Genomic DNA, 17,628 nt, shown 5'->3' with positions numbered 1-17,628 from the left:
ACAATGGCGAGCGATTGGTTGATTCCAACCTGCTCGTCCTTTGGAAAGCGCCACAATGAAGTTGCTGCGTGGATGTCGTTGGTCGTTGGTATTGTCGCTCGCCTTATTGCCGAGCCTGTTGCATGGACAGGAGCCCGCAAGCGAGACGCCCGAATCCCCCGCCTCCCTTGAGGGAGCCGTCGAAGCGGTGAAAGCGGCTGCCGAAGCCGTCGTCGATGAGGCGGTTAACTCTGCGGGCGAACCGGCCGCAGAAGAGCCGGCCGCAGAGCAACCTGCCGCGGAACCCGACGCCGACGCGGCGATTGAGGCGGCGGTGGTGAAGCTGAATGTCACCTCGCGGGCGCCCGATTTCTTCCGCCCTTGGACGAAGGCGAGCCCGGCGAAGTCGTCCGGATCCGGCGTCGTCATCGCCGGGCCGCGGATTCTCACCAACGCCCATGTCGTGCTGCACGCGAGCGAAGTCCTCGTTCAACTCCGCCAAGGGGGCGACCAGCTCCGCGGCAAAGTGACCGCGATTGCTCCCGGCATCGACCTGGCGCTTGTCGAGCTAGTCGATCCGGCGGGGCTCGGCGGGATTACGCCGCTGTCGCTGGCGACCGATCTACCGAAGCTCAAATCGCACATTAGCGTCTACGGCTATCCCCAGGGGGGCGACGACCTGTCGGTGACCGACGGCATCGTCTCGCGGATTGAGTACGCCAGCTACAACTACGGCGCCTGGGGCACGCGGGTGCAGGTCGATGCGGCTCTCAACCCCGGCAACAGCGGCGGGCCGGCAATTCAGGACGGCAAGATCGCCGGGCTGGTCTTCAGCAAGATTCAGGAGGCCGACAACATCGGCTACCTCATTCCGCCCGAAGAGATCGAATCGTTCCTCAAGGACGCCGCGGATGGCCAATACGACGGAAATCCGCAGATGTACGATGAGTACCAAACGGCTGAAAACGAAGCATTGCGGACGTTTCTCAAGATGCCGAGCGAGGTGACGGGCATCGTCGTCACCGAGCCCTACCGCGACGCGGACGACTATCCGCTCGAGCCGTGGGACGTCATCACCCACATCGGCCCGCATGCGATCGATAACCAGGGGTACGTCGAGGTCCGCGAGGGGCTGCGGCTCCGCTTTCAGTACTACATCCCTCGGTTGGCGAACGACGGCAAAGTCGAGCTGACGGTGTTTCGGGACGGCAAATCGCAGGTGGTGCAGGTCCCCGTGTCGCCCGATCGCGACTATCTAGTGCCGATCCTGAAGGACCGCTATCCGGAATACTTCATCTACGGGCCGATGGTCTTCGAGGCGGCATCGCAGGAATACGTGCGCGGGCTGGGGGCGAACGGCAGCGGCATGCTGTTGTGGCTCAATAGCCCGATCCTTGAGCGGCTGTACGATCCGCCTGCCGAGCCGGGCGAGGAACTCGTCGTCATCGCGACGCGGCTCTTTCCGCACACCATCGCCAAGGGCTACGACAATCGCCTCGGCGTCGTGAAGAGCGTCAACGGCGTGGCCGTGAAGAACCTCCGCCACCTCGGCGAACTATTGCGAGATAGCACCGATGAGTTCTTGCGGTTCGAAATGGACGACCGCAACGAATCGCTTGTCTTCCGCCGCAGCGAGATCGAGGCGGCGACGGAGGAGATTCTCACGGACGAAGGGATTCGCTATCAGGCGTCGGAGAAGCTACGCGATATCTGGGAAGATTGACGCAGGTGCTGCGGCATCCCTAACTTGTGGGTGGCCTCGGTTGCCGCCTCCAGCGGCTACCGGGGCGGCGCAGCCGCAAGAGGCATCGCTCAGATGCGGGCGTTAGGACGCTGCCTCCTGCGGCTGCGCCGCCCTGGTAGGCGAGTACGCCAACCAGGGCTACCCGGGTAGAATCCCAAGGCCATCCGCGAGAACGTGGCGTTACTTCGCGTGCTGAGCAACGCGGAGTTGCGCACGGCTCTGGGCGAGCGCACGGTCGCGGCGGTTGAGTTCGTCGTCGCCGGCAGCCGGAGTCGTCAGCAGATACGAGATCGTCTCGCCGATCTTCGTCTCATCGAGCTTCGGCGCTGCGATCGCGCGGTTGGTGAGCACCGAAACGACGTTGTCGACGACCTGCACGAAGCCGCCGTCGATGTAGTACCGCTGCCCTTCGCCGTGGCCAATCCGCAGCTCGCCGTAGCCAAGCCGGCCGATCATCGGGGCATGACCCGGCGCGACGCCAAGTTCGCCATCAAACAGCGGCAGCGCCACGAAGTCGCTCGTCGCGTCGAGCACCGTCTGCTCCGGCGTCACGACGACGACGCGCAGCTCTCCGGTGGTCCCAGTTGCATGGGTCGTCGAGTGGCTCGATGTTTCGGCGTGGGCGGCCATGGTCGTCTATTGTTGGGTACGGGCTCGGTGCGTGGTCGGCGGCCGGGCGGCGACGGGATTGTCTGCACGCCGCAGCTGGCCGCTAAACAGCGAATACTACTTGCGGGTCTTCTTCCACTGCTCTTCGGCCTGTTCGATTGGGCCGACGTACATGAAGGCGTTTTCGGGGAGGTGATCCCACTTGCCGTCGCACAGTTCTTCGAAGCTGCGGATCGTGTCGGCCAGCGGGGTGATTTCGCCCGGCTTGCCGGTGAAGACTTCGGCCACGAGGAACGGCTGCGACAGGAACCGCTCGATGCGGCGAGCACGGTGGACGATGAGCTTGTCTTCTTCGCTCAGTTCGTCGACGCCGAGAATCGCGATGATGTCTTGCAGTTCGCGGTAACGCTGCAGGGTCGTCTGGACGCGGCGGGCGGCGTTGTAGTGACGCTCGCCGACGTACTGCGGATCGAGAATCCGGCTGGAGCTGGCCAGCGGATCGACCGCCGGGTAAATGCCCTTTTCCGAAATCGACCGCTCAAGGTAGATGAACGCGTCGAGCTGGCCGAACGCGGTGGCCGGCGCCGGGTCGGTCGGATCGTCGGCCGGCACGTACACGGCTTGCACCGAGGTGATGGCGCCCTTGTTGGTCGAGGCGATCCGTTCTTGCAGGGCGCCCATTTCGGAGGCGAGCGTCGGTTGGTAACCAACCGCGGACGGCATACGACCGAGCAGGGCCGACACCTCGCTACCCGCTTGCGAGAAGCGGAAAATGTTGTCGACGAACAGCAGCGTGTCGGCGCCCGTCTTGTCGCGGAAGTATTCGGCCATCGTCAGGGCCGACAGGGCGACGCGGAGACGCGAACCCGGCGGTTCGTTCATCTGGCCGAAGACCATGCAGGTCTGGTCGATAACGCTGCGGCCAGTGTCGCCGATCTTCGCTTCTTGCATTTCGAGCCAGAGGTCGGTCCCTTCGCGGGTCCGCTCGCCGACGCCAGCGAACACCGAGTAACCGCCGTGAGCCGACGCGATACGAGCGATGAGCTCGGTGAGAATCACCGTCTTGCCGAGACCGGCGCCGCCGAACAACCCGGCCTTACCGCCGCGGACGAACGGGGTGAGCAGGTCGATCACCTTGATGCCCGTTTCGAAGAGCTCGGTCTTCGTCGATAGTTCCGACAGCGGCGGAGCTTGACGGTGGATCGGCCAATACTCTTCAGCAGCCACGGGGCCGCGACCATCGACCGCGTCGCCGGTGACGTTGAACACGCGACCCAGCGTCGCCTTGCCGACCGGCACCGACACCGGGGCGCCAGTGTCAACGCATTCCTGACCGCGGATCAAACCGTCGGTGGCGCCGAGGGCGATGCAACGGACGCGGCCGCCGCCCAAGTGCTGCTGCACTTCGCCGGTGAGGTTGATCTTCACCCCTTTGTTCTCCGACTTGATCTTCACGGCGTTGAAGATCGCGGGGAGCTGATCCTCGGCGAATTCGACGTCGAACGTCGAACCGATGACCTGGGTGATGTGACCGATGTTTTTGGCAGTTGCGGTGGACATATTCGTCTTTGGCTAATTCGTAGGACGGAGTCTAACGAAGTCTTCTGTTATTTGTCTCACGCAAAGGCGCGAAGACGCAAAGAATACGGCAGGGTGTGAATCAGAAGTATTTCTTTGCGGCTTTGCGCCTTTGCGTGAGATGATTTGTATTTGTTACTTCAAAGCTTCAACGCCGCCGATGAGGTCCATCAACTCGGAGGTGATGCGGCCTTGGCGGGCGCGGTTGTATTGCATGCTCAGTTGCTTGATCAGGTCGCCGGCGTTTTCGGTCGCACTCTTCATCGCGACCATCCGGGCGATCTGCTCGCTCACGGCCGAGTCGAGGAAGCACTTGAAGAGCCGCACCTTGAAGCTGGTCGGCACGACTTCTTCCAGGATGCTCTCCGGCGACGGCAGGAACTCGTATTGAACCTGCGGCCCCGTCGTCTCTTCTTCCTGCGCCTCAGCGCCCAGCGAACCGAGCGGCAGCAGCGTCTCGATCGCCACGTGTTGGCGAGCGATGCTGTCGAACTTCATGTAGACGACGTCGAGGCGATCGAGCTGGCCTGATTGGTATTCATCGAGGTAGCGCGTCGCCAGCACGTCGACTTCGTCGAAGCTCGGCTTGTCTTCGAAGTGGGTGTAGGCGTGCTCGGCCTCGTAGCCGCGGAACTTGAAGCCCGCGATGCCGCGCTTGCCGGCGATCTCGAGCCGCGTTTCCGGCACTTCCTCGTTGATTTCCTTCCAACGGAGCAGGCCCGCGCGAAGCAGGTTGCCGTTGAAGCCGCCGCACAGGCCGCGGTTGGCGGTCAGCACGAGCAGCGTCGCCTTCTTCACTTCGTCGCGCTTCTCGAGCAGCGGGTGGCTCACTTGGAGCCCCGTCCGCGTCAGGTCGCTCACCAGCTGGGTGATCCGCTGCGTATACGACGTCGCCGCCGAAGCGCGATCCATCGCCTTCTTGAACCGCGCGGTGGCGATCAATTCCATCGTCCGCGTAATCTTGCGGATGTTCTTGATCGACTTGCGGCGCTTGTCGAGTGCTCTGGGATTGGCCATGGCGTGGCGTAAGGCTGAAGAACGTTGGCGTTAATGACTGCTGCTGCGATTTCGCTGCATCGCGTTAGGCGATGATCGCGTCGTCGACGACCGGGATGAAGTCGTGCTGCGAGTTGAATTCCTTCAGCGCGGCTTCGATCTGCTGCACCGTCTCGTCAGAGAGATCCTTGCTGTCGGCGATCGCTTGGCGGATCTCCGGCTTCTGGTCGGCCATGAACTTAAGGAACGTCTTTTCCCATTCCTGCACGCGGTTGACCGGGACTTTGTCGAGGTGACCGCGGGTGCCGGCGTAAATGACCAGCACTTCGTCAACGATGTTGAGCGGGTTGAAGACGCCTTGCTTCAGCAACTCGACCAGACGGTAACCGCGGTCGAGACGCGACTGCGTGTCGGGATCGAGTTCCGTACCGAGCTGAGCGAATGCTTCAAGTTCGCGGAATGCGGCGAGGTTGAGACGCAAACCGCCGGCAACCTTCTTCATCGCCTTAATCTGGGCGGCGCCGCCGACGCGCGAAACCGAAATACCGACGTTCATGGCGGGCTTGATGCCGGCGAAGAACAAGTCGGGTTGCAAGTAAATCTGGCCATCGGTAATCGAAATGACGTTCGTCGGAATGTAGGCCGACACTTCGCCTTCGAGCGTCTCGATGATCGGCAGCGAGGTGAGCGAACCGCCGCCGAGGGCGTCGCTGAGCTTGGCCGAACGTTCGAGCAACCGGCTATGGCAGTAGAACACGTCGCCGGGGAACGCCTCGCGACCTGGCGGACGACGCATAAGCAGCGACAGCTGACGGTAGGCGACGGCTTGCTTGCTGAGATCGTCGTAAACGATCAGGGCGTGGCCGCCGTTGAACATGTACTCTTCGGCCATCGCGGTGCCGGCGTACGGAGCAACGTACTGCAGCGGCGCCGGGGCGCTGGCGCCGGAGACGATGACGGTCGTGTAGTCCATGGCGCCCGTTTCGCGAAGGCGCTCGACCACCGCGGCGACGGTCGATTCCTTCTGACCGACGGCGACGTAGAAGCACTTCACGCCCGAGCCGCGTTGATTGATGATCGCATCGAGCGCGACGGCAGTCTTGCCGGTCTTGCGGTCGCCAATGATCAGTTCGCGTTGACCGCGACCGATCGGCGTCATCGCATCGACGGCCTTGATGCCCGTTTGCAGCGGTTCGGTCACCGGCTTGCGTTCGGCGACGCCGGTGGCGATCACTTCGACGTCGCGACGCTTGCTGGTGACGATCGGGCCCTTGCCGTCGAGCGGGTTGCCCAGCGGATCGACGACGCGGCCGAGCAGCGCTTCGCCCACCGGGACGCTGAGCAGCTTGCCGGTCGAGCGGACTTCGTCGCCTTCGTTAATCGACAAGTAGTCGCCGAGGATGATGATACCGACCGAGTTCTCTTCCAGGTTGAACGCCAGCCCGATCGGGCCGCTGGAGAACTCGACCATCTCGCCGGCCATGACGCCGGAAAGGCCGTAGACCTGGGCGATGCCGTCGCCGACTTCCAGCACGCGGCCGACTTCGCGGACGTCGATTTGGGCGGCGTAGTTCTCGATTTCCTTCTGGATAACCGATGCGATTTCGTCGCTATTGAACTTCATGGCAAATCTTATTTTTGGTTGGTGACCGTGTAATCGGTTATGAATTCGCGGCAGAGCACGAGGCTCGCCGTTGTTGTCGTTAGGCGGTCGTCTTATCGACGAACCGTTGCGGCGTCTTCTGGATCGCATCGACGGCCCGCTCGATCATCGCGAGCCGCATCCGTTCAAGCCGGGTTCGCACCGAGCCGTCGTAGACGCGATCGCCGACGCGAATCACGAAGCCGGCGATCAGCTCGGGATTCACTCGCTGGGTGACGATCGGATCGGCGCCCAGCACGCCGCCAAACGCCGTGAGAATCTCCTTCTCCAGCGTGGCGTCGAGTTGGTTGGCCGTTTCGAGCTCCACCGGAATGCGGCCCGAACGCTGCTGCCACATCTTGCGGGCCGCCTTGGCGACGTCGCGAAGCAGGCCCAGTCGCCCGTGGCGAGCCATGACCTTCAACAGGTTGAGCGTCTTCGGCGAGGCTTGCTTGCCGAGGATGCGGTCGAGCATGCCGACCTTCTCGTCGGAGCCGATTAGCTCGGAGCTGAAGATCTCTCCGACCCGCGGATCGACCGACAGCACGTCGCGCACCACTGCTTCCAACTCTTCCACTACCGACTCTTGCTCGGCAATGCTGCCGGCAGCGTTCAGACCTGCTTCGGCGTAGACGCGAGCAAGACGCTCGGCGTCGACGTCGAACACATTTTCCTGATCGCGATCGGCGTGGATGAATTCAGACATGTGGTTTCCCAGGCGTGCCCGCCGCGAACGGCGGGTCTAAATGGGCTTGGCGTGCTGATGGACTTTAGTTGTTGCTAACGTTCGAAGCTTGCAGCTTCTGGAGCGCCACGCGAACCAATTCCTGTTGCTTCGCAGGGTTGATTGACTCGCGAATCACCTTGCCGGCCAGATCCACCGCGAGGTTGGCGCTGGTTTCGGCAATGTTCTTCATGGCGTGGTCGGCCGCGAGATCGATGTCGCGAACCGCCCGATCTCGCTCCGCTTGGGCGCCGGCCCGAGCTTCGGCGATGATCTGCTCCTTCGTTGCCTCGGCGTCCTTGCGAGCTTCTTCAAGCATCGCCCGCACTTCCGCCGCGGCGCTGGCCAGTTTGGCCTCGTACTGAGCCAGCAGCCGCTTCGCTTCCTCACTCTTTGCTTCGGCGGAAGCAATGTTGTCCTCGATCCGCTTTTCACGCTCGGTGAGAGCGACGCTGATCTTCGGCCAAGCCAGCGTACCTAGGATCACCAGGAGCAAGACGAACACGGCGAAGGTGTAGATCGCCAGATCACCGCGGATCTCCGACGGATCTTCCAACGACGCCCCGGCATTGCCGTGTCCCAGGTCGTGCGAACCGTGCGCCGCTTCGGCGTTGGCGTGGTTCGACCCGGCCAGCAGCAAGGCCAGCGTGCTCAACATTACCCAAACAATCCCGCGCATTTCAGCTCTCGCATCACGAGGAAACATGGCGCCGCCCACGGCAGGCGCCTTGCGACTCCGCCTCTACCGCTTAGCCCCACGGATTCTGCTGCATGCAGATGAACAACGCGAAGAAGGTGAAACCTTCGATAAGGGCGGCCGCGATGATCATCGCCGTTTGGATGTTGCCGGCGACTTCGGGCTGACGAGCCATGCTCTCGAGAGCGGCGCTGGCCAGCTTGCCGATGCCGTACGCGGCGCCGATCGTGGTGAGGGCGGCGCCGAAAGCACCCGAGAAGGTGATCAGCGGGACGCCAGCCGAAAGAACGCCAGCCGGAGCAGCGGCGACGGCCGGAGCGGCCGCTTCAGCGCCTTCCTCTTCTTGGGCCCAAGCGGGAGTGGCCAATGCCAACGAGGCCACCAAACACAATGCAAACAGCTTCGCTACCTTGGTCACGACAGTAAGCTCCTTAGAAAAATAAGAACTCTGAAAGTTCCAGCGTTAACCCTGCCTCGAACGCTCGGCTAGTGGTGATGCACCGCAGCGCCGATGAACAGGGCAGACAAAAATGTAAACACGTACGCCTGCAGGAAGGCGACGAACAACTCCAACAGACTGAACAACGCCGAGCCGATCACCGAGATCGTCGCGGTGAGATGCCAATTCGCACTCGCTGCCGCCCCGACGGCGAGACCCATGATCGCCAGCAACACCAAGTGACCGGCCACCATGTTTGCGAGCAACCGGATGCTGAGCACCAAGTGCTTGATGAGCAGGCCGAGGACTTCGATCGCGAACAGCATTGGGACGATGAAGATCGCGAGCGGCAACGGCAGGCCCATGCTGGGGACCTGATTCTTCCAGAAGCCGACGATGCCAAAGCGGATCGAGCCGGCGACGACGACCGTCGCGAACGTCACCATGGCGAGGCCGAACGTCACGCTGAAGCTACCGGTCGGAGCTCCGACCCACGGCAGCATGCCGAGCAGGTTGCAGCCCAGCACGAACATAAAAATCGTCCACAGCAGCGGCACGAAGCGGTCGGCGTCGTGATGCCCAATCGCAGGACGAGCAATCTCGTCGCGAATGAACAGCAGGAACGCTTCGAACATATTCCACAGCTTCCCGCGAACCACTTTCCCGTGGCGGATCTTCGCCGCCAGGATCGTGAACACGGCGATCAGAATCAGGGCGACCACGGCTTCCAAGATCATGAACTTGGAAATCGCGAAGCCCGACTCGCGCTCGTAGTTGTTCTTCAGCTTGCCGAACGGCTGCGGAATCAGAATCTTGCCGTCGAGCTGATGGTTGTATTCGGCGAGCTTGGCCGGCGACCAATCGGGAGTCGTGTCGAGGTATTCCTGAACGTTCTCGGCGTTGGTCTTGATCGTGGTCCAGCTCTTTTGGAGAGCTTCGGCGCGGGACTGGCGAGTCGACCAGGCCTCTTCCGTTTCGCCTGCCTGCTGTTTGGCGAATGTGCCGAGGTCGAGCTGCTTTTGGAACCAAGCTTGGCTCGGCGCCTCTTCGAGGAAGCGATCGAACGGCTTCGCAAAGTTGCCGTCAGCGTGGACCCACGCATGGTACTGGCTCATCAGCGAAGCTTCCGCGGGCAAGCCCTGCAGGTTCTTCAGCTTTGCGAGCCCTTCGTACTGACGCTTCGCTTCCCAGTCTTGGTATTCAGAATCGAGCCGGATGTAGTGTTCCGGGAATTCGCTGCGCGACTTTAGCTCCGACTTCTTCAAGAAGCGCGGCACCTCGAAGTAATACGCGTCTTTGATATGAAGGATCGGGGAGGACATGTCCAATTACTTCGGTGAAGGCGGAGCGACTGGTAACTAATACGGTGCGAACTAACTGGCGACCGGCGTCGCGTTGACTGCCGGCGTCGCCGTGGCGGAGGTCAAACGGACCGACAGGAGCGTCTCGACGATCAGCCCCAGCAGGTAATGAACGACCAACAGGCCCACAATTCCCTCGGCGGCGAGGGGATGATTCGATTTCGTGAAGTACATGAGGGCGAGCATCGGCAGCCCCATGCGAATGAGCATGCCCAGCAACGCGGCGTTGACGCGGGCGGCCGGCGTGGGGGCGAGGGCGACGACCAGCAGCGACAGTGAGCCGACTGCCCAGATCATCGTGGCCGAGACGGCGCTCGCGAAATAGGCGCCCGTTCCGTATTGCCGTGCGGCGACTGCTCCCGAGACAGCAGCGACCGCCGCCAGGAAGAGTCCGAGAATCGCGATGTATTTAGCCGCTCGTAGCACGTGTGTTGTTCGCCAGCGCGATCGCGCGCACTAGCTCCATGGCGAACCCTCCGCGCGGGAGAGGCGCCTTTGCAGCTTCCTTGCCTGGTAGCCTCACGGCGTCCCGTCATTTCGACGGGTCGTGAGGCGAGTCCTGCCCGGCCTTTGGCCGAGCCGCTTTTCCTCGCCCGACTTCCGTCACGCGAGTCGCGGAGATGAGGTAAATCATGCCGCCCACCAACCCGAAACCGAATCCAATCAGGCCGATGAAACCCATCCCGAATCGCTTGTCGAGCCAAAAGCCCGCCACGCCGGGAAGGACCATCATCAGGGCGGCTGCGAAAATTCGCGCCACCCACTGCATGGCAATCCCCATCGGGTGAATGGGGTCGTCTGCCATGCCAGCCGATCGCCTCCGGTTACGGTTCTCGTCGCATCTTCCGACACGTGATTTCGCTTGATTCCTGACGAAGCGGTTGGCCGCTGCACCGGGTGTCAAGCTGCAAGTCGTTGCGGGGAAATGCGTTGAGTAGAGCCTTTCGAGTTCCTTACCCCTGGCCAGATGTTGGACAAGGGGTGGTTAAGAAATCGTAAGGCCCTATGCCAGCACAATTTATTTAGCGCAAAGAGGTGTGTCAACCACCCAGAAACAGAATTTGTGATTTTTTTCACAAAGTCCGCCCACGCCTCACTAACTCTTTGATTTGTATAGCGTTGCGTCGACGTCGCCGTGCTGCCCTGAACAGAATTTAGCCACCCTGCGGCGCGATCCGAAAAAAGCCGCCCCCCGGGGCCGCTGCGGTGGCCTCCCGTAGTGGTCGTAAACTGTTTCTCAGTAAGTGGTTACGTATCGATTCTGAGGGAATTTAGTTGCGGAAAGGGACGGTAATATCTATTATGAGGGGGGAAGGGAGCGCATGACGGTGCCCGATTTGCCAGCGCGTCGCAGCGGCGGGACATCAGTTCCGCCGTTCGAGCCACCGTCCCGCCTCCCCTCACTCGCCGCTGATTCTTTCTCCGATTCCGGCCAAGAGGGCCATTCTGGGAGCGAAAGGACGATCGCATGGAGAGATGCTCCGCGCGCTCGCCTCCCTCCCCACGAACACTCGCCTCGCTCATAGGAATCTCCGAACGATGACGGCGGCCACTCTCCGATCGCTGACGGCTAAAGATCTGGCACAAATGGCGCGCGAGCGAGGCGTTGCTGGGTGGCATTCCATGCGGAAGGAGGAGTTGATTGGAGCCCTTGTGCGCGCTGCCAAACGCCGCGCCTCCGCCGAGGCGAAGCTCGCCCGCGCTGGCGAAGGCCGTCGCGTCGATGCCGCCGAACCGGTCGGCCTGCAACCGCGACGCGACAGTCTCGCCCAGCGGAAGCTGAGCCAACTTCAAGATAAACTCGCCCAAGGCCGCAACTTGGCATCAGGAACTCCTGACGCCGCTGCGAGGCAAGATCGCTTGGTGGTGATGGTCCGCGACCCCTACTGGCTGCATGCCTACTGGGAACTCTCGCCCCGCAGCGTCGATCGCGCCCAGGCCGCTATGGGCCAGCGTTGGCATGGCGCCAAGCCGGTGATTCGCGTTTACAAGATTCAGCCTGATTCGGCCGCGCTGCTGGAACGCGACATCCAGATCCACGGCGGCGTCCGCAATTGGTATGTCGACGTCCAAGATCCGCCATCCGACTATCGCCTTGAAATCGGCTACCTCGCCATCGACGACTCGTTTTATTGCCTAGCCCGCAGTAACGAGGTTTCGACGCCGCCCGCCGGCACCAGCGACGCGGTCGACGACAATTGGAAGGCAGTCGCCGAAGACGCCGATCGCATCTTCGCGATGAGCGGCGGCTATTCGGCTCAAGGCGCCAGCCGCGAGTTGCAAGAACTGCTCGAGGAACGGCTCCGTCGCCCGCTCGGCACGCCGATGAAGACCCGCTACGGCAGCGGCGCCGCCGGCCGCGACGGCGAGCAGCTTGACTTCGCCGTCGACGCCGAGATCATCGTCTACGGCGCCGCGAACCGCGACGCCCACGTGACGCTGCAAGGCGAACCGGTGCAACTCCGCGACGACGGTACGTTTGCCGTGCGGCTGAGCCTGCCCGATCGCCGCCAAGTGATCCCGATTGTCGCCAGCTCCTACGACGGCGTCGAACAACGGACCACGATTCTTGCCGTTGAGCGGAACACCAAGGTCATGGAGCCGCTGACCCGCGACTTCGCCGACGCCAACAGCTAAGCCGAGCGCTTCGCCCCTAGCCCCGGGCTCCGCCCGGGGGTCGGTTTCTATTCCGCTACGCATCGTTGCGCATTACGCCACCCCCGGGCGGAGCCCGGGGCTAAGAATGCGTCGCGATCCGTTCGCATTCGTCGGATCGTGCCGAGGCACACGCCTGCGATTAACCGCGATGAGGCGGTATATTGTCGACATGGACGCACCCGCTGCAGACCTCGCGCATCGACTCGTTGAAGCCATCCGCCCGCTGGGCCGTTGCATCGTCGCCTACTCCGGCGGCGTCGATAGCGCGGTCGTCGCCTATGCCGCGCATGCCGCCCTCGGCGACGGCGCCCTGGCGATTACCGGCAGCAGCGCGAGCTTGGCCAGCGGCGAACTCGACGGCGCCATCCGCATCGCCCAGGCGATCGGCATTCAGCACGAAACGCTCGCCACCGACGAACTCGCCGATCCGCAGTACTTGCGGAACGCCCCCGATCGCTGCTTCCACTGCAAGACCGAGCTGTACTCGAAGCTGGAGCAAGAAGCCACTCGTCGCGGCATCGAGTTCATCCTCAACGGCGCCAACGTCGACGACCTGGGCGACTTCCGTCCCGGCATGAAGGCGGCGTCGCAACACCGCGTTCGCAGCCCGCTCGCCGACTGCGGCCTCGACAAGAACGCGGTGCGGGCGCTCGCGAAACATTGGGGGATCGAAATCTGGGACAAACCGGCAACCCCGTGCTTGTCGAGTCGCCTTGCCTACGGCGTCGCCGTGTCGCCGGAACGATTGTCGATGATTGACCAAGCCGAGGCCGCGTTGCGCACGCTCGGCTTCGGCAACTTGCGAGTGCGATTGCACGAGAACGATCTCGCGCGATTGGAACTTTCTCTCGCGGACCTCGCGCGAATGGCCGACGCGCAACTGCGTAGCGACGTCGCCGCCGAACTCCGCCGCATCGGCTTCCGCTACGTGACGCTCGACCTCGAAGGCTTTCGGTCGGGAAGCTTTCAGCAGCTCGTGCCGATGGAAGAGCTAACCCGCTTCAGCCAACCGTCGCGTGCGTAGACTGCCGACATCAGAACGGCCGCCCGCCCGGTCCCGGGCCCACTGGTGGCAAGCCGCGCTCTTTGCGGCGCTCATTGAAGCGATTGATCCCGTCTTCAAACTTCGCCCGCTGATCGGGCGTCGTGTAGTCGAGCATCTTCTTACGGAACTCGTCCATTTTCTTCGGATCCATATTCGGCGGGCCGCCGCGACCGGGGCCGCCGCCAGGACCGCCGGGCCCCCCCTGCCCTCCACGCTTTTCCATCTCGTCGATCCGCTTGTCGAGTTCGCGTCGCTGCTCTTCCGGCGACTTGGCCATGAACTCGTCGTAGTTCTTCTCGAACTGACGGGCCATCATCGGCACGAACACCGCCATGCTACTTTCGAAGAAGGCGGCTCGCTGATCCGGCGAGAGGCCTTCCATTTGCTTGCGAAACGCTTCGCCCTGAGAGCGCCGCTGGTCCGCAGGCATATTCTCCATCTTGGGAGCATTTTCATCGCGCAATTTCTCGAGCGCAGCAACCTGTGGATCGTCGCTGTACGCCTTGCCGTCGAACCAACCGTAGAACCATGCGACAAAGAGCGCAAGCGCCGCGACGGCGACGAGGCCGGTGACTTCCGATTTCTTCATGGCGTGCACCTTGGGTTGTGCGTGGGCTGGTGACTGAACGATTTGCTTATTCTGCAACGATGACCGCATCGACGTGACCGTCGAGATACGCGAAATTGCGAGCGCCATTTTGCGCCGGCGGGCCGTGGAACGAACCGAAGTCATAGACGATCCAGATCTCGGAGCTTCCCTTCATGTCCAAAACCTCCGGTCGAGTGCGCCCCGCGAGCATCAGCGAGGGGTACTCGTAGCTCAAGCCTTCTTTCTCGAAGTACGTTTCGTATTCTTCACCGGAGATATCGACTAGCGCATCGTCCCTGTTCGGGTCGAGCACGTTGGCGGCGTAGACGAGCGAATCGCTCGGGCAGCGAAACAGTTCCCGATTGCTTTCGCAGAACGGGGCGAGCACATCGTAGAGCGACGGCTTCGGCTTGGCGGAGTTCTTCTCTAAGCTGGGCGTCTTTGCGACGTCGGGAAACTTTCCCCGCTCGCCGTGGCGATCTAGATACTGGGTCAACGCTAGCCCGATCTGCCGCAGGTTGCTTTTGCACTGCGTCCGACGCCCCGCTTCGCGTGCGGCTTGCACGGCCGGCAGCAGCAGGGCCACGAGCAGCCCGCAGATGGCGATCACCACCAGCAGTTCGATGAGGGTAAAACCTGTGCGACGTTTCATGCGGTTAGCTCCATCGACAAGCATTCTCAGTCGCCGCTGATTATAGTGGGCGGAGGCGAAAACGCCGCCGTCAATTTATAACCCCGCTACTCGGAATTGGTACCGCCCCGCGACGCAATTCTTGACCCCGTCACGACTTGTGCGGAGTCCGCCGAGTCTGTTAGAGTTTTCGCAAGCGTTGCCAGAATCTTGCTGGCTCGTCTGGTTCTTTTCCGACTTTTCGTCGCTCCTTTCGTTCGTAGACGCCATGCTCACTCTCCCGCTTGCCGAAGTCGTTGGCCAACTGAAGTCCGCGGACTACGTCGTCGTCTTCATCTATTTCATCATCGTCGCCACCTACGGTTTCTGGATTTACAACCGTAAGAAGCGCGCGGAAGCCTCGACCACCGACTTCTTCCTGGCCGAAGGCTCGCTCACCTGGTGGGCCATCGGCGCTTCGCTCATCGCCTCGAACATCTCGGCCGAGCAGTTCATCGGCATGTCGGGCGACGGTTTCCGCGTCGGCGTCGCCATCGCCGCTTACGAGTGGATCGCGGCGATTTCGCTGATCGTCGTCGGCGTCTTCTTCCTGCCGATCTACTTGAAGAATCGCATCTTCACGATGCCGCAGTTCCTCAAGGAACGCTACAACGAGTCCGTCGCGTTGATCATGGCGGTCTTTTGGCTCTTTCTCTACGTGCTCGTCAATTTAACGTCGATTTTGTACCTCGGCGCCGAGGCGATTCGGCCGATGATTGGCGCCGAGGGGAACCAGTTCATCATGGTGGCGCTGGCCATCTTCGCGACGATCATCACGATCGGCGGCATGAAGGTCATCGGCTACACCGACGTCATCCAAGTGGTGGTGTTGATCATCGGCGGCCTGGCGACTACGTACATCGCGCTGCAAATGGTCAGCAAATATCTCGGCATCGACGGCGGGGCATTGGCCGGATTCAACGAACTGATGAAGCAGGCGCCTGACCACTTCCACATGATGGTTTGGAAACCGGCCCCCGACGCGCCGCAGGGTGAGATCAGCAAGTACCTGGTCGTCCCGGCGGCGATGTACATCGGCGGCCAATGGGTGGCCAACCTCAACTACTGGGGCTGCAACCAGTACATCACCCAGCGGGCCCTCGGCGCCGACCTCGAGACCGCCCGCAAGGGCCTCCTCTTCGCCGGCTTCCTCAAACTGGTCATGCCGGTACTGGTGATGCTCCCTGGCATCGCGGCCTACGTCCTCCATGAGAATGGGCATCTCCAGACCGAACTGCTGAAAGACGGCAAGGTCTCGGGCGATCAGGCCTACTCGGCGGTCCTCACGTTCTTGCCCGTCGGCTTGCGGGGCCTCTCGGTGGCGGCCCTCACCGCGGCGATCGTCGCCTCGCTTGCCGGCAAGGCGAACAGCATTTCGACGATCTTTACGCTCGACGTCTACAAGCGATACATCGATACGGGCGCCAGCGAACGCAAACTGATCTGGGTCGGCCGGCTCGCGATCTTTTTCTCGATGATCGCCGCGCTCGCCTTCACCTGGCAAGACACGCTGAACATTGGCGGCGAGGGGGGCTTCAAGTTCATCCAGAAGTACACCGGCTTCATCAGCCCGGGCGTCTTCGCGATGTTCTTGCTCGGCATGTTCTGGAAGCGGACGACCGGCGCCGCCGCAGTGGCGGGGCTGCTCACCGGCTTCGGCCTGTCGATCTTCTTCGACAAGGTCGCACCCGGAATCAGCCGGGAAAACCTCCTTTACACCGCTTACCCCACCGGCGACGTCGTCGACGGGAAGCCCGTATTCGAGATCCCCTTCTTGATCAGCATGGGGTGGACCTTTGCCTTCACCATGCTGCTGATGGTGATCATCAGCCTGTTCGGCCCGAAGGACAATCCGAAGGCGTTTGCCATCGATAAGTCGATGTTCAAGGTCTCGCCGCTCACGCTGACCTTGATTGTGACCCTGCTGATGACTCTCGGCGCCCTCTACGTACGGTTCTGGTAGGTTGGGCTTTCAGCCCGACAGAAGTGCCTGATGAGTTGAAACGACGAAAAAAGCCGCGGGGCCCGCATTGGGCCCCGCGGCTTCTGTTTTTATTGCTCGTTCCCAAGCCTACTTCACATGGTGCCGGCGCCGCACCTTCGGGTTCGGCCGGCGGCTATCAGCCCCGCCGGTCGCCCGGTAGCCGTAGTGAATGGCAAACCACTCCGCATACCGCTCCCGATCGGTGTACCCGGTATTCCGGTCGTCGATCAGGTGCCCGAGCTCGTGGATCAGGATGTTATTCAGGTAAAAGTCCGTGATCGCGGCCTTCGTCCAGGTTAGCCGCCAAGAACCGTTCACCGGCTCGTCCCAGCGACCGCCATACATCCGCGATTCGGTCACCACCTGCGGCTGGGGCGGAACGCTAAACCATTCCTCCAGCGAGGTTTCGAGCGGATAGAGGTACAGCGTGCTGCCCCATTGCATCCCATAGCAGGGGAAGCTTTGCTTCTTGCGGGTCATCGTGCTGAACTGCACCACTTCGAGCCCCTTGAGGAACTCTTGCGGCACTTGAGCCAGCCGAGCGCGGATCTGTTCGGGGGTGACCACATGCGAGTAACCTTCGCCCGGATCTTGCACAACGATGCGGTACCCTTTGCCATCGTTGCGAGGCTCGTGCCAATCTTCTGGAGGCGCGAACGGCGCGCGCACGTTCTGCGAACCGAACTGCGGACTACGTGCGCGACGCGACCACCGAACGGCAGTCTGTGCGCGGGTCGTCTTCTTCGGGCGGAGACCGTTGAGTTGCGAGCGTCGTTGCGTTGACATAGCGAGCCTAACCTTAAAGAATTCATACACTTGCTGCGTGTCACGCATCCTGCGAGCGGGGCTTGAAAGCACCCTTCAAGGCGAGCCGACCAAAGGCCTAAAAACCGGTCGGGGCGAGCTTCCCGTC

At 62.1% G+C, this 17,628-nt stretch carries 16 protein-coding genes and 1 pseudogene; 4 read left to right on the top strand and 13 right to left on the bottom strand.

The window, feature by feature from the left end; all coding sequences use genetic code 11:
* Positions 1-55 precede the first annotated feature (55 nt).
* Complete coding sequence (locus tag PLANPX_RS14390; RefSeq protein WP_152099404.1) at positions 56-1,702, top strand: S1C family serine protease; 1,647 nt, start codon at positions 56-58, stop codon at positions 1,700-1,702.
* Between the two features lie 201 nt (positions 1,703-1,903).
* On the opposite strand, the gene atpC is transcribed toward PLANPX_RS14390, so the two are convergent.
* The 10 genes from atpC to PLANPX_RS14340 form a co-directional block, all read right to left on the bottom strand.
* Complete coding sequence (gene atpC / locus PLANPX_RS14385; RefSeq protein ID WP_152099403.1) at positions 1,904-2,353, bottom strand: ATP synthase F1 subunit epsilon; 450 nt, start codon at positions 2,351-2,353, stop codon at positions 1,904-1,906.
* Positions 2,354-2,449: 96 nt separating this feature from the next.
* Entirely contained in the window at positions 2,450-3,892 is a 1,443-nt protein-coding gene (atpD, locus tag PLANPX_RS14380; protein ID WP_152099402.1) for a F0F1 ATP synthase subunit beta, read from the bottom strand.
* A gap of 153 nt (positions 3,893-4,045) precedes the next feature.
* Positions 4,046-4,927 carry an ATP synthase F1 subunit gamma gene (atpG, locus tag PLANPX_RS14375; protein WP_152099401.1) on the bottom strand — a complete coding sequence of 294 codons (882 nt, stop codon included), beginning with the start codon at positions 4,925-4,927 and terminating at the stop codon, positions 4,046-4,048.
* A gap of 64 nt (positions 4,928-4,991) precedes the next feature.
* Complete coding sequence (gene atpA / locus PLANPX_RS14370) at positions 4,992-6,530, bottom strand: F0F1 ATP synthase subunit alpha (RefSeq protein WP_152099400.1); 1,539 nt, start codon at positions 6,528-6,530, stop codon at positions 4,992-4,994.
* Positions 6,531-6,609: 79 nt separating this feature from the next.
* Positions 6,610-7,254 carry an ATP synthase F1 subunit delta gene (gene atpH, locus PLANPX_RS14365; protein ID WP_152099399.1) on the bottom strand — a complete coding sequence of 215 codons (645 nt, stop codon included), beginning with the start codon at positions 7,252-7,254 and terminating at the stop codon, positions 6,610-6,612.
* Positions 7,255-7,318: 64 nt separating this feature from the next.
* Entirely contained in the window at positions 7,319-7,930 is a 612-nt protein-coding gene (gene atpF, locus PLANPX_RS14360; protein WP_172992070.1) for a F0F1 ATP synthase subunit B, read from the bottom strand.
* Positions 7,931-8,021: 91 nt separating this feature from the next.
* Positions 8,022-8,387 (bottom strand): ATP synthase F0 subunit C, encoded by a 366-nt coding sequence (gene atpE / locus PLANPX_RS28245; RefSeq protein WP_261344395.1) that lies wholly within the window; start codon positions 8,385-8,387, stop codon positions 8,022-8,024.
* A gap of 68 nt (positions 8,388-8,455) precedes the next feature.
* Positions 8,456-9,730: a F0F1 ATP synthase subunit A gene (gene atpB, locus PLANPX_RS14350; protein ID WP_152099397.1), complete on the bottom strand. Its 1,275-nt coding sequence runs from the start codon at positions 9,728-9,730 to the stop codon at positions 8,456-8,458.
* Positions 9,731-9,781: 51 nt separating this feature from the next.
* A complete protein-coding gene (locus PLANPX_RS14345; protein ID WP_152099396.1) occupies positions 9,782-10,195 on the bottom strand; it encodes a hypothetical protein in 414 nt (137 codons plus the stop codon).
* A gap of 106 nt (positions 10,196-10,301) precedes the next feature.
* The gene (locus tag PLANPX_RS14340) at positions 10,302-10,574 is read right to left on the bottom strand and encodes a hypothetical protein (protein ID WP_152099395.1); all 273 of its coding nucleotides are present in this window, start codon (positions 10,572-10,574) and stop codon (positions 10,302-10,304) included.
* A 734-nt stretch (positions 10,575-11,308) separates the two neighbouring features.
* Here PLANPX_RS14340 and PLANPX_RS14335 point away from each other — a divergent pair.
* Together PLANPX_RS14335 and larE are read left to right on the top strand one after the other, a co-directional pair.
* Positions 11,309-12,406: a DUF4912 domain-containing protein gene (locus PLANPX_RS14335; RefSeq protein WP_152099394.1), complete on the top strand. Its 1,098-nt coding sequence runs from the start codon at positions 11,309-11,311 to the stop codon at positions 12,404-12,406.
* A 169-nt stretch (positions 12,407-12,575) separates the two neighbouring features.
* Entirely contained in the window at positions 12,576-13,451 is an 876-nt protein-coding gene (larE, locus tag PLANPX_RS14330) for an ATP-dependent sacrificial sulfur transferase LarE (RefSeq protein ID WP_198421731.1), read from the top strand.
* A gap of 10 nt (positions 13,452-13,461) precedes the next feature.
* On the opposite strand, the gene PLANPX_RS14325 is transcribed toward larE, so the two are convergent.
* Positions 13,462-14,061 (bottom strand): hypothetical protein, encoded by a 600-nt coding sequence (locus PLANPX_RS14325; RefSeq protein WP_152099392.1) that lies wholly within the window; start codon positions 14,059-14,061, stop codon positions 13,462-13,464.
* Positions 14,062-14,530: 469 nt separating this feature from the next.
* Positions 14,531-14,713, bottom strand: a pseudogene (locus PLANPX_RS28240) (type II secretion system protein); the annotation flags it as partial.
* A 247-nt stretch (positions 14,714-14,960) separates the two neighbouring features.
* Here PLANPX_RS28240 and PLANPX_RS14315 point away from each other — a divergent pair.
* A complete protein-coding gene (locus PLANPX_RS14315; protein ID WP_152099391.1) occupies positions 14,961-16,694 on the top strand; it encodes a sodium:solute symporter family transporter in 1,734 nt (577 codons plus the stop codon).
* 108 nt (positions 16,695-16,802) lie between these two features.
* On the opposite strand, the gene PLANPX_RS14310 is transcribed toward PLANPX_RS14315, so the two are convergent.
* A complete protein-coding gene (locus PLANPX_RS14310) occupies positions 16,803-17,501 on the bottom strand; it encodes a hypothetical protein (protein WP_152099390.1) in 699 nt (232 codons plus the stop codon).
* Between the last annotated feature and the right edge of the window lie 127 nt (positions 17,502-17,628).

It is taken from the genome of Lacipirellula parvula (assembly GCF_009177095.1).
Classification (GTDB): domain Bacteria; phylum Planctomycetota; class Planctomycetia; order Pirellulales; family Lacipirellulaceae; genus Lacipirellula; species Lacipirellula parvula.
This window is presented reverse-complemented; position numbering and strand designations above follow the sequence as displayed.

Coding starts and splice junctions, on each gene's coding strand:
- atpA (WP_152099400.1), bottom strand. CDS start 6,530: ATGAAGTTCAATAGCGACGAAATCGCATCGGTTATCCAGAAGGAAATC.
- atpC (WP_152099403.1), bottom strand. CDS start 2,353: ATGGCCGCCCACGCCGAAACATCGAGCCACTCGACGACCCATGCAACT.
- atpB (WP_152099397.1), bottom strand. CDS start 9,730: ATGTCCTCCCCGATCCTTCATATCAAAGACGCGTATTACTTCGAGGTG.
- atpH (WP_152099399.1), bottom strand. CDS start 7,254: ATGTCTGAATTCATCCACGCCGATCGCGATCAGGAAAATGTGTTCGAC.
- PLANPX_RS14390 (WP_152099404.1), top strand. CDS start 56: ATGAAGTTGCTGCGTGGATGTCGTTGGTCGTTGGTATTGTCGCTCGCC.
- PLANPX_RS14315 (WP_152099391.1), top strand. CDS start 14,961: ATGCTCACTCTCCCGCTTGCCGAAGTCGTTGGCCAACTGAAGTCCGCG.
- PLANPX_RS14335 (WP_152099394.1), top strand. CDS start 11,309: ATGACGGCGGCCACTCTCCGATCGCTGACGGCTAAAGATCTGGCACAA.
- atpF (WP_172992070.1), bottom strand. CDS start 7,930: ATGTTGAGCACGCTGGCCTTGCTGCTGGCCGGGTCGAACCACGCCAAC.
- PLANPX_RS14340 (WP_152099395.1), bottom strand. CDS start 10,574: ATGGCAGACGACCCCATTCACCCGATGGGGATTGCCATGCAGTGGGTG.
- atpD (WP_152099402.1), bottom strand. CDS start 3,892: ATGTCCACCGCAACTGCCAAAAACATCGGTCACATCACCCAGGTCATC.
- larE (WP_198421731.1), top strand. CDS start 12,576: ATGAGGCGGTATATTGTCGACATGGACGCACCCGCTGCAGACCTCGCG.
- PLANPX_RS14310 (WP_152099390.1), bottom strand. CDS start 17,501: ATGTCAACGCAACGACGCTCGCAACTCAACGGTCTCCGCCCGAAGAAG.
- atpG (WP_152099401.1), bottom strand. CDS start 4,927: ATGGCCAATCCCAGAGCACTCGACAAGCGCCGCAAGTCGATCAAGAAC.
- PLANPX_RS14325 (WP_152099392.1), bottom strand. CDS start 14,061: ATGAAGAAATCGGAAGTCACCGGCCTCGTCGCCGTCGCGGCGCTTGCG.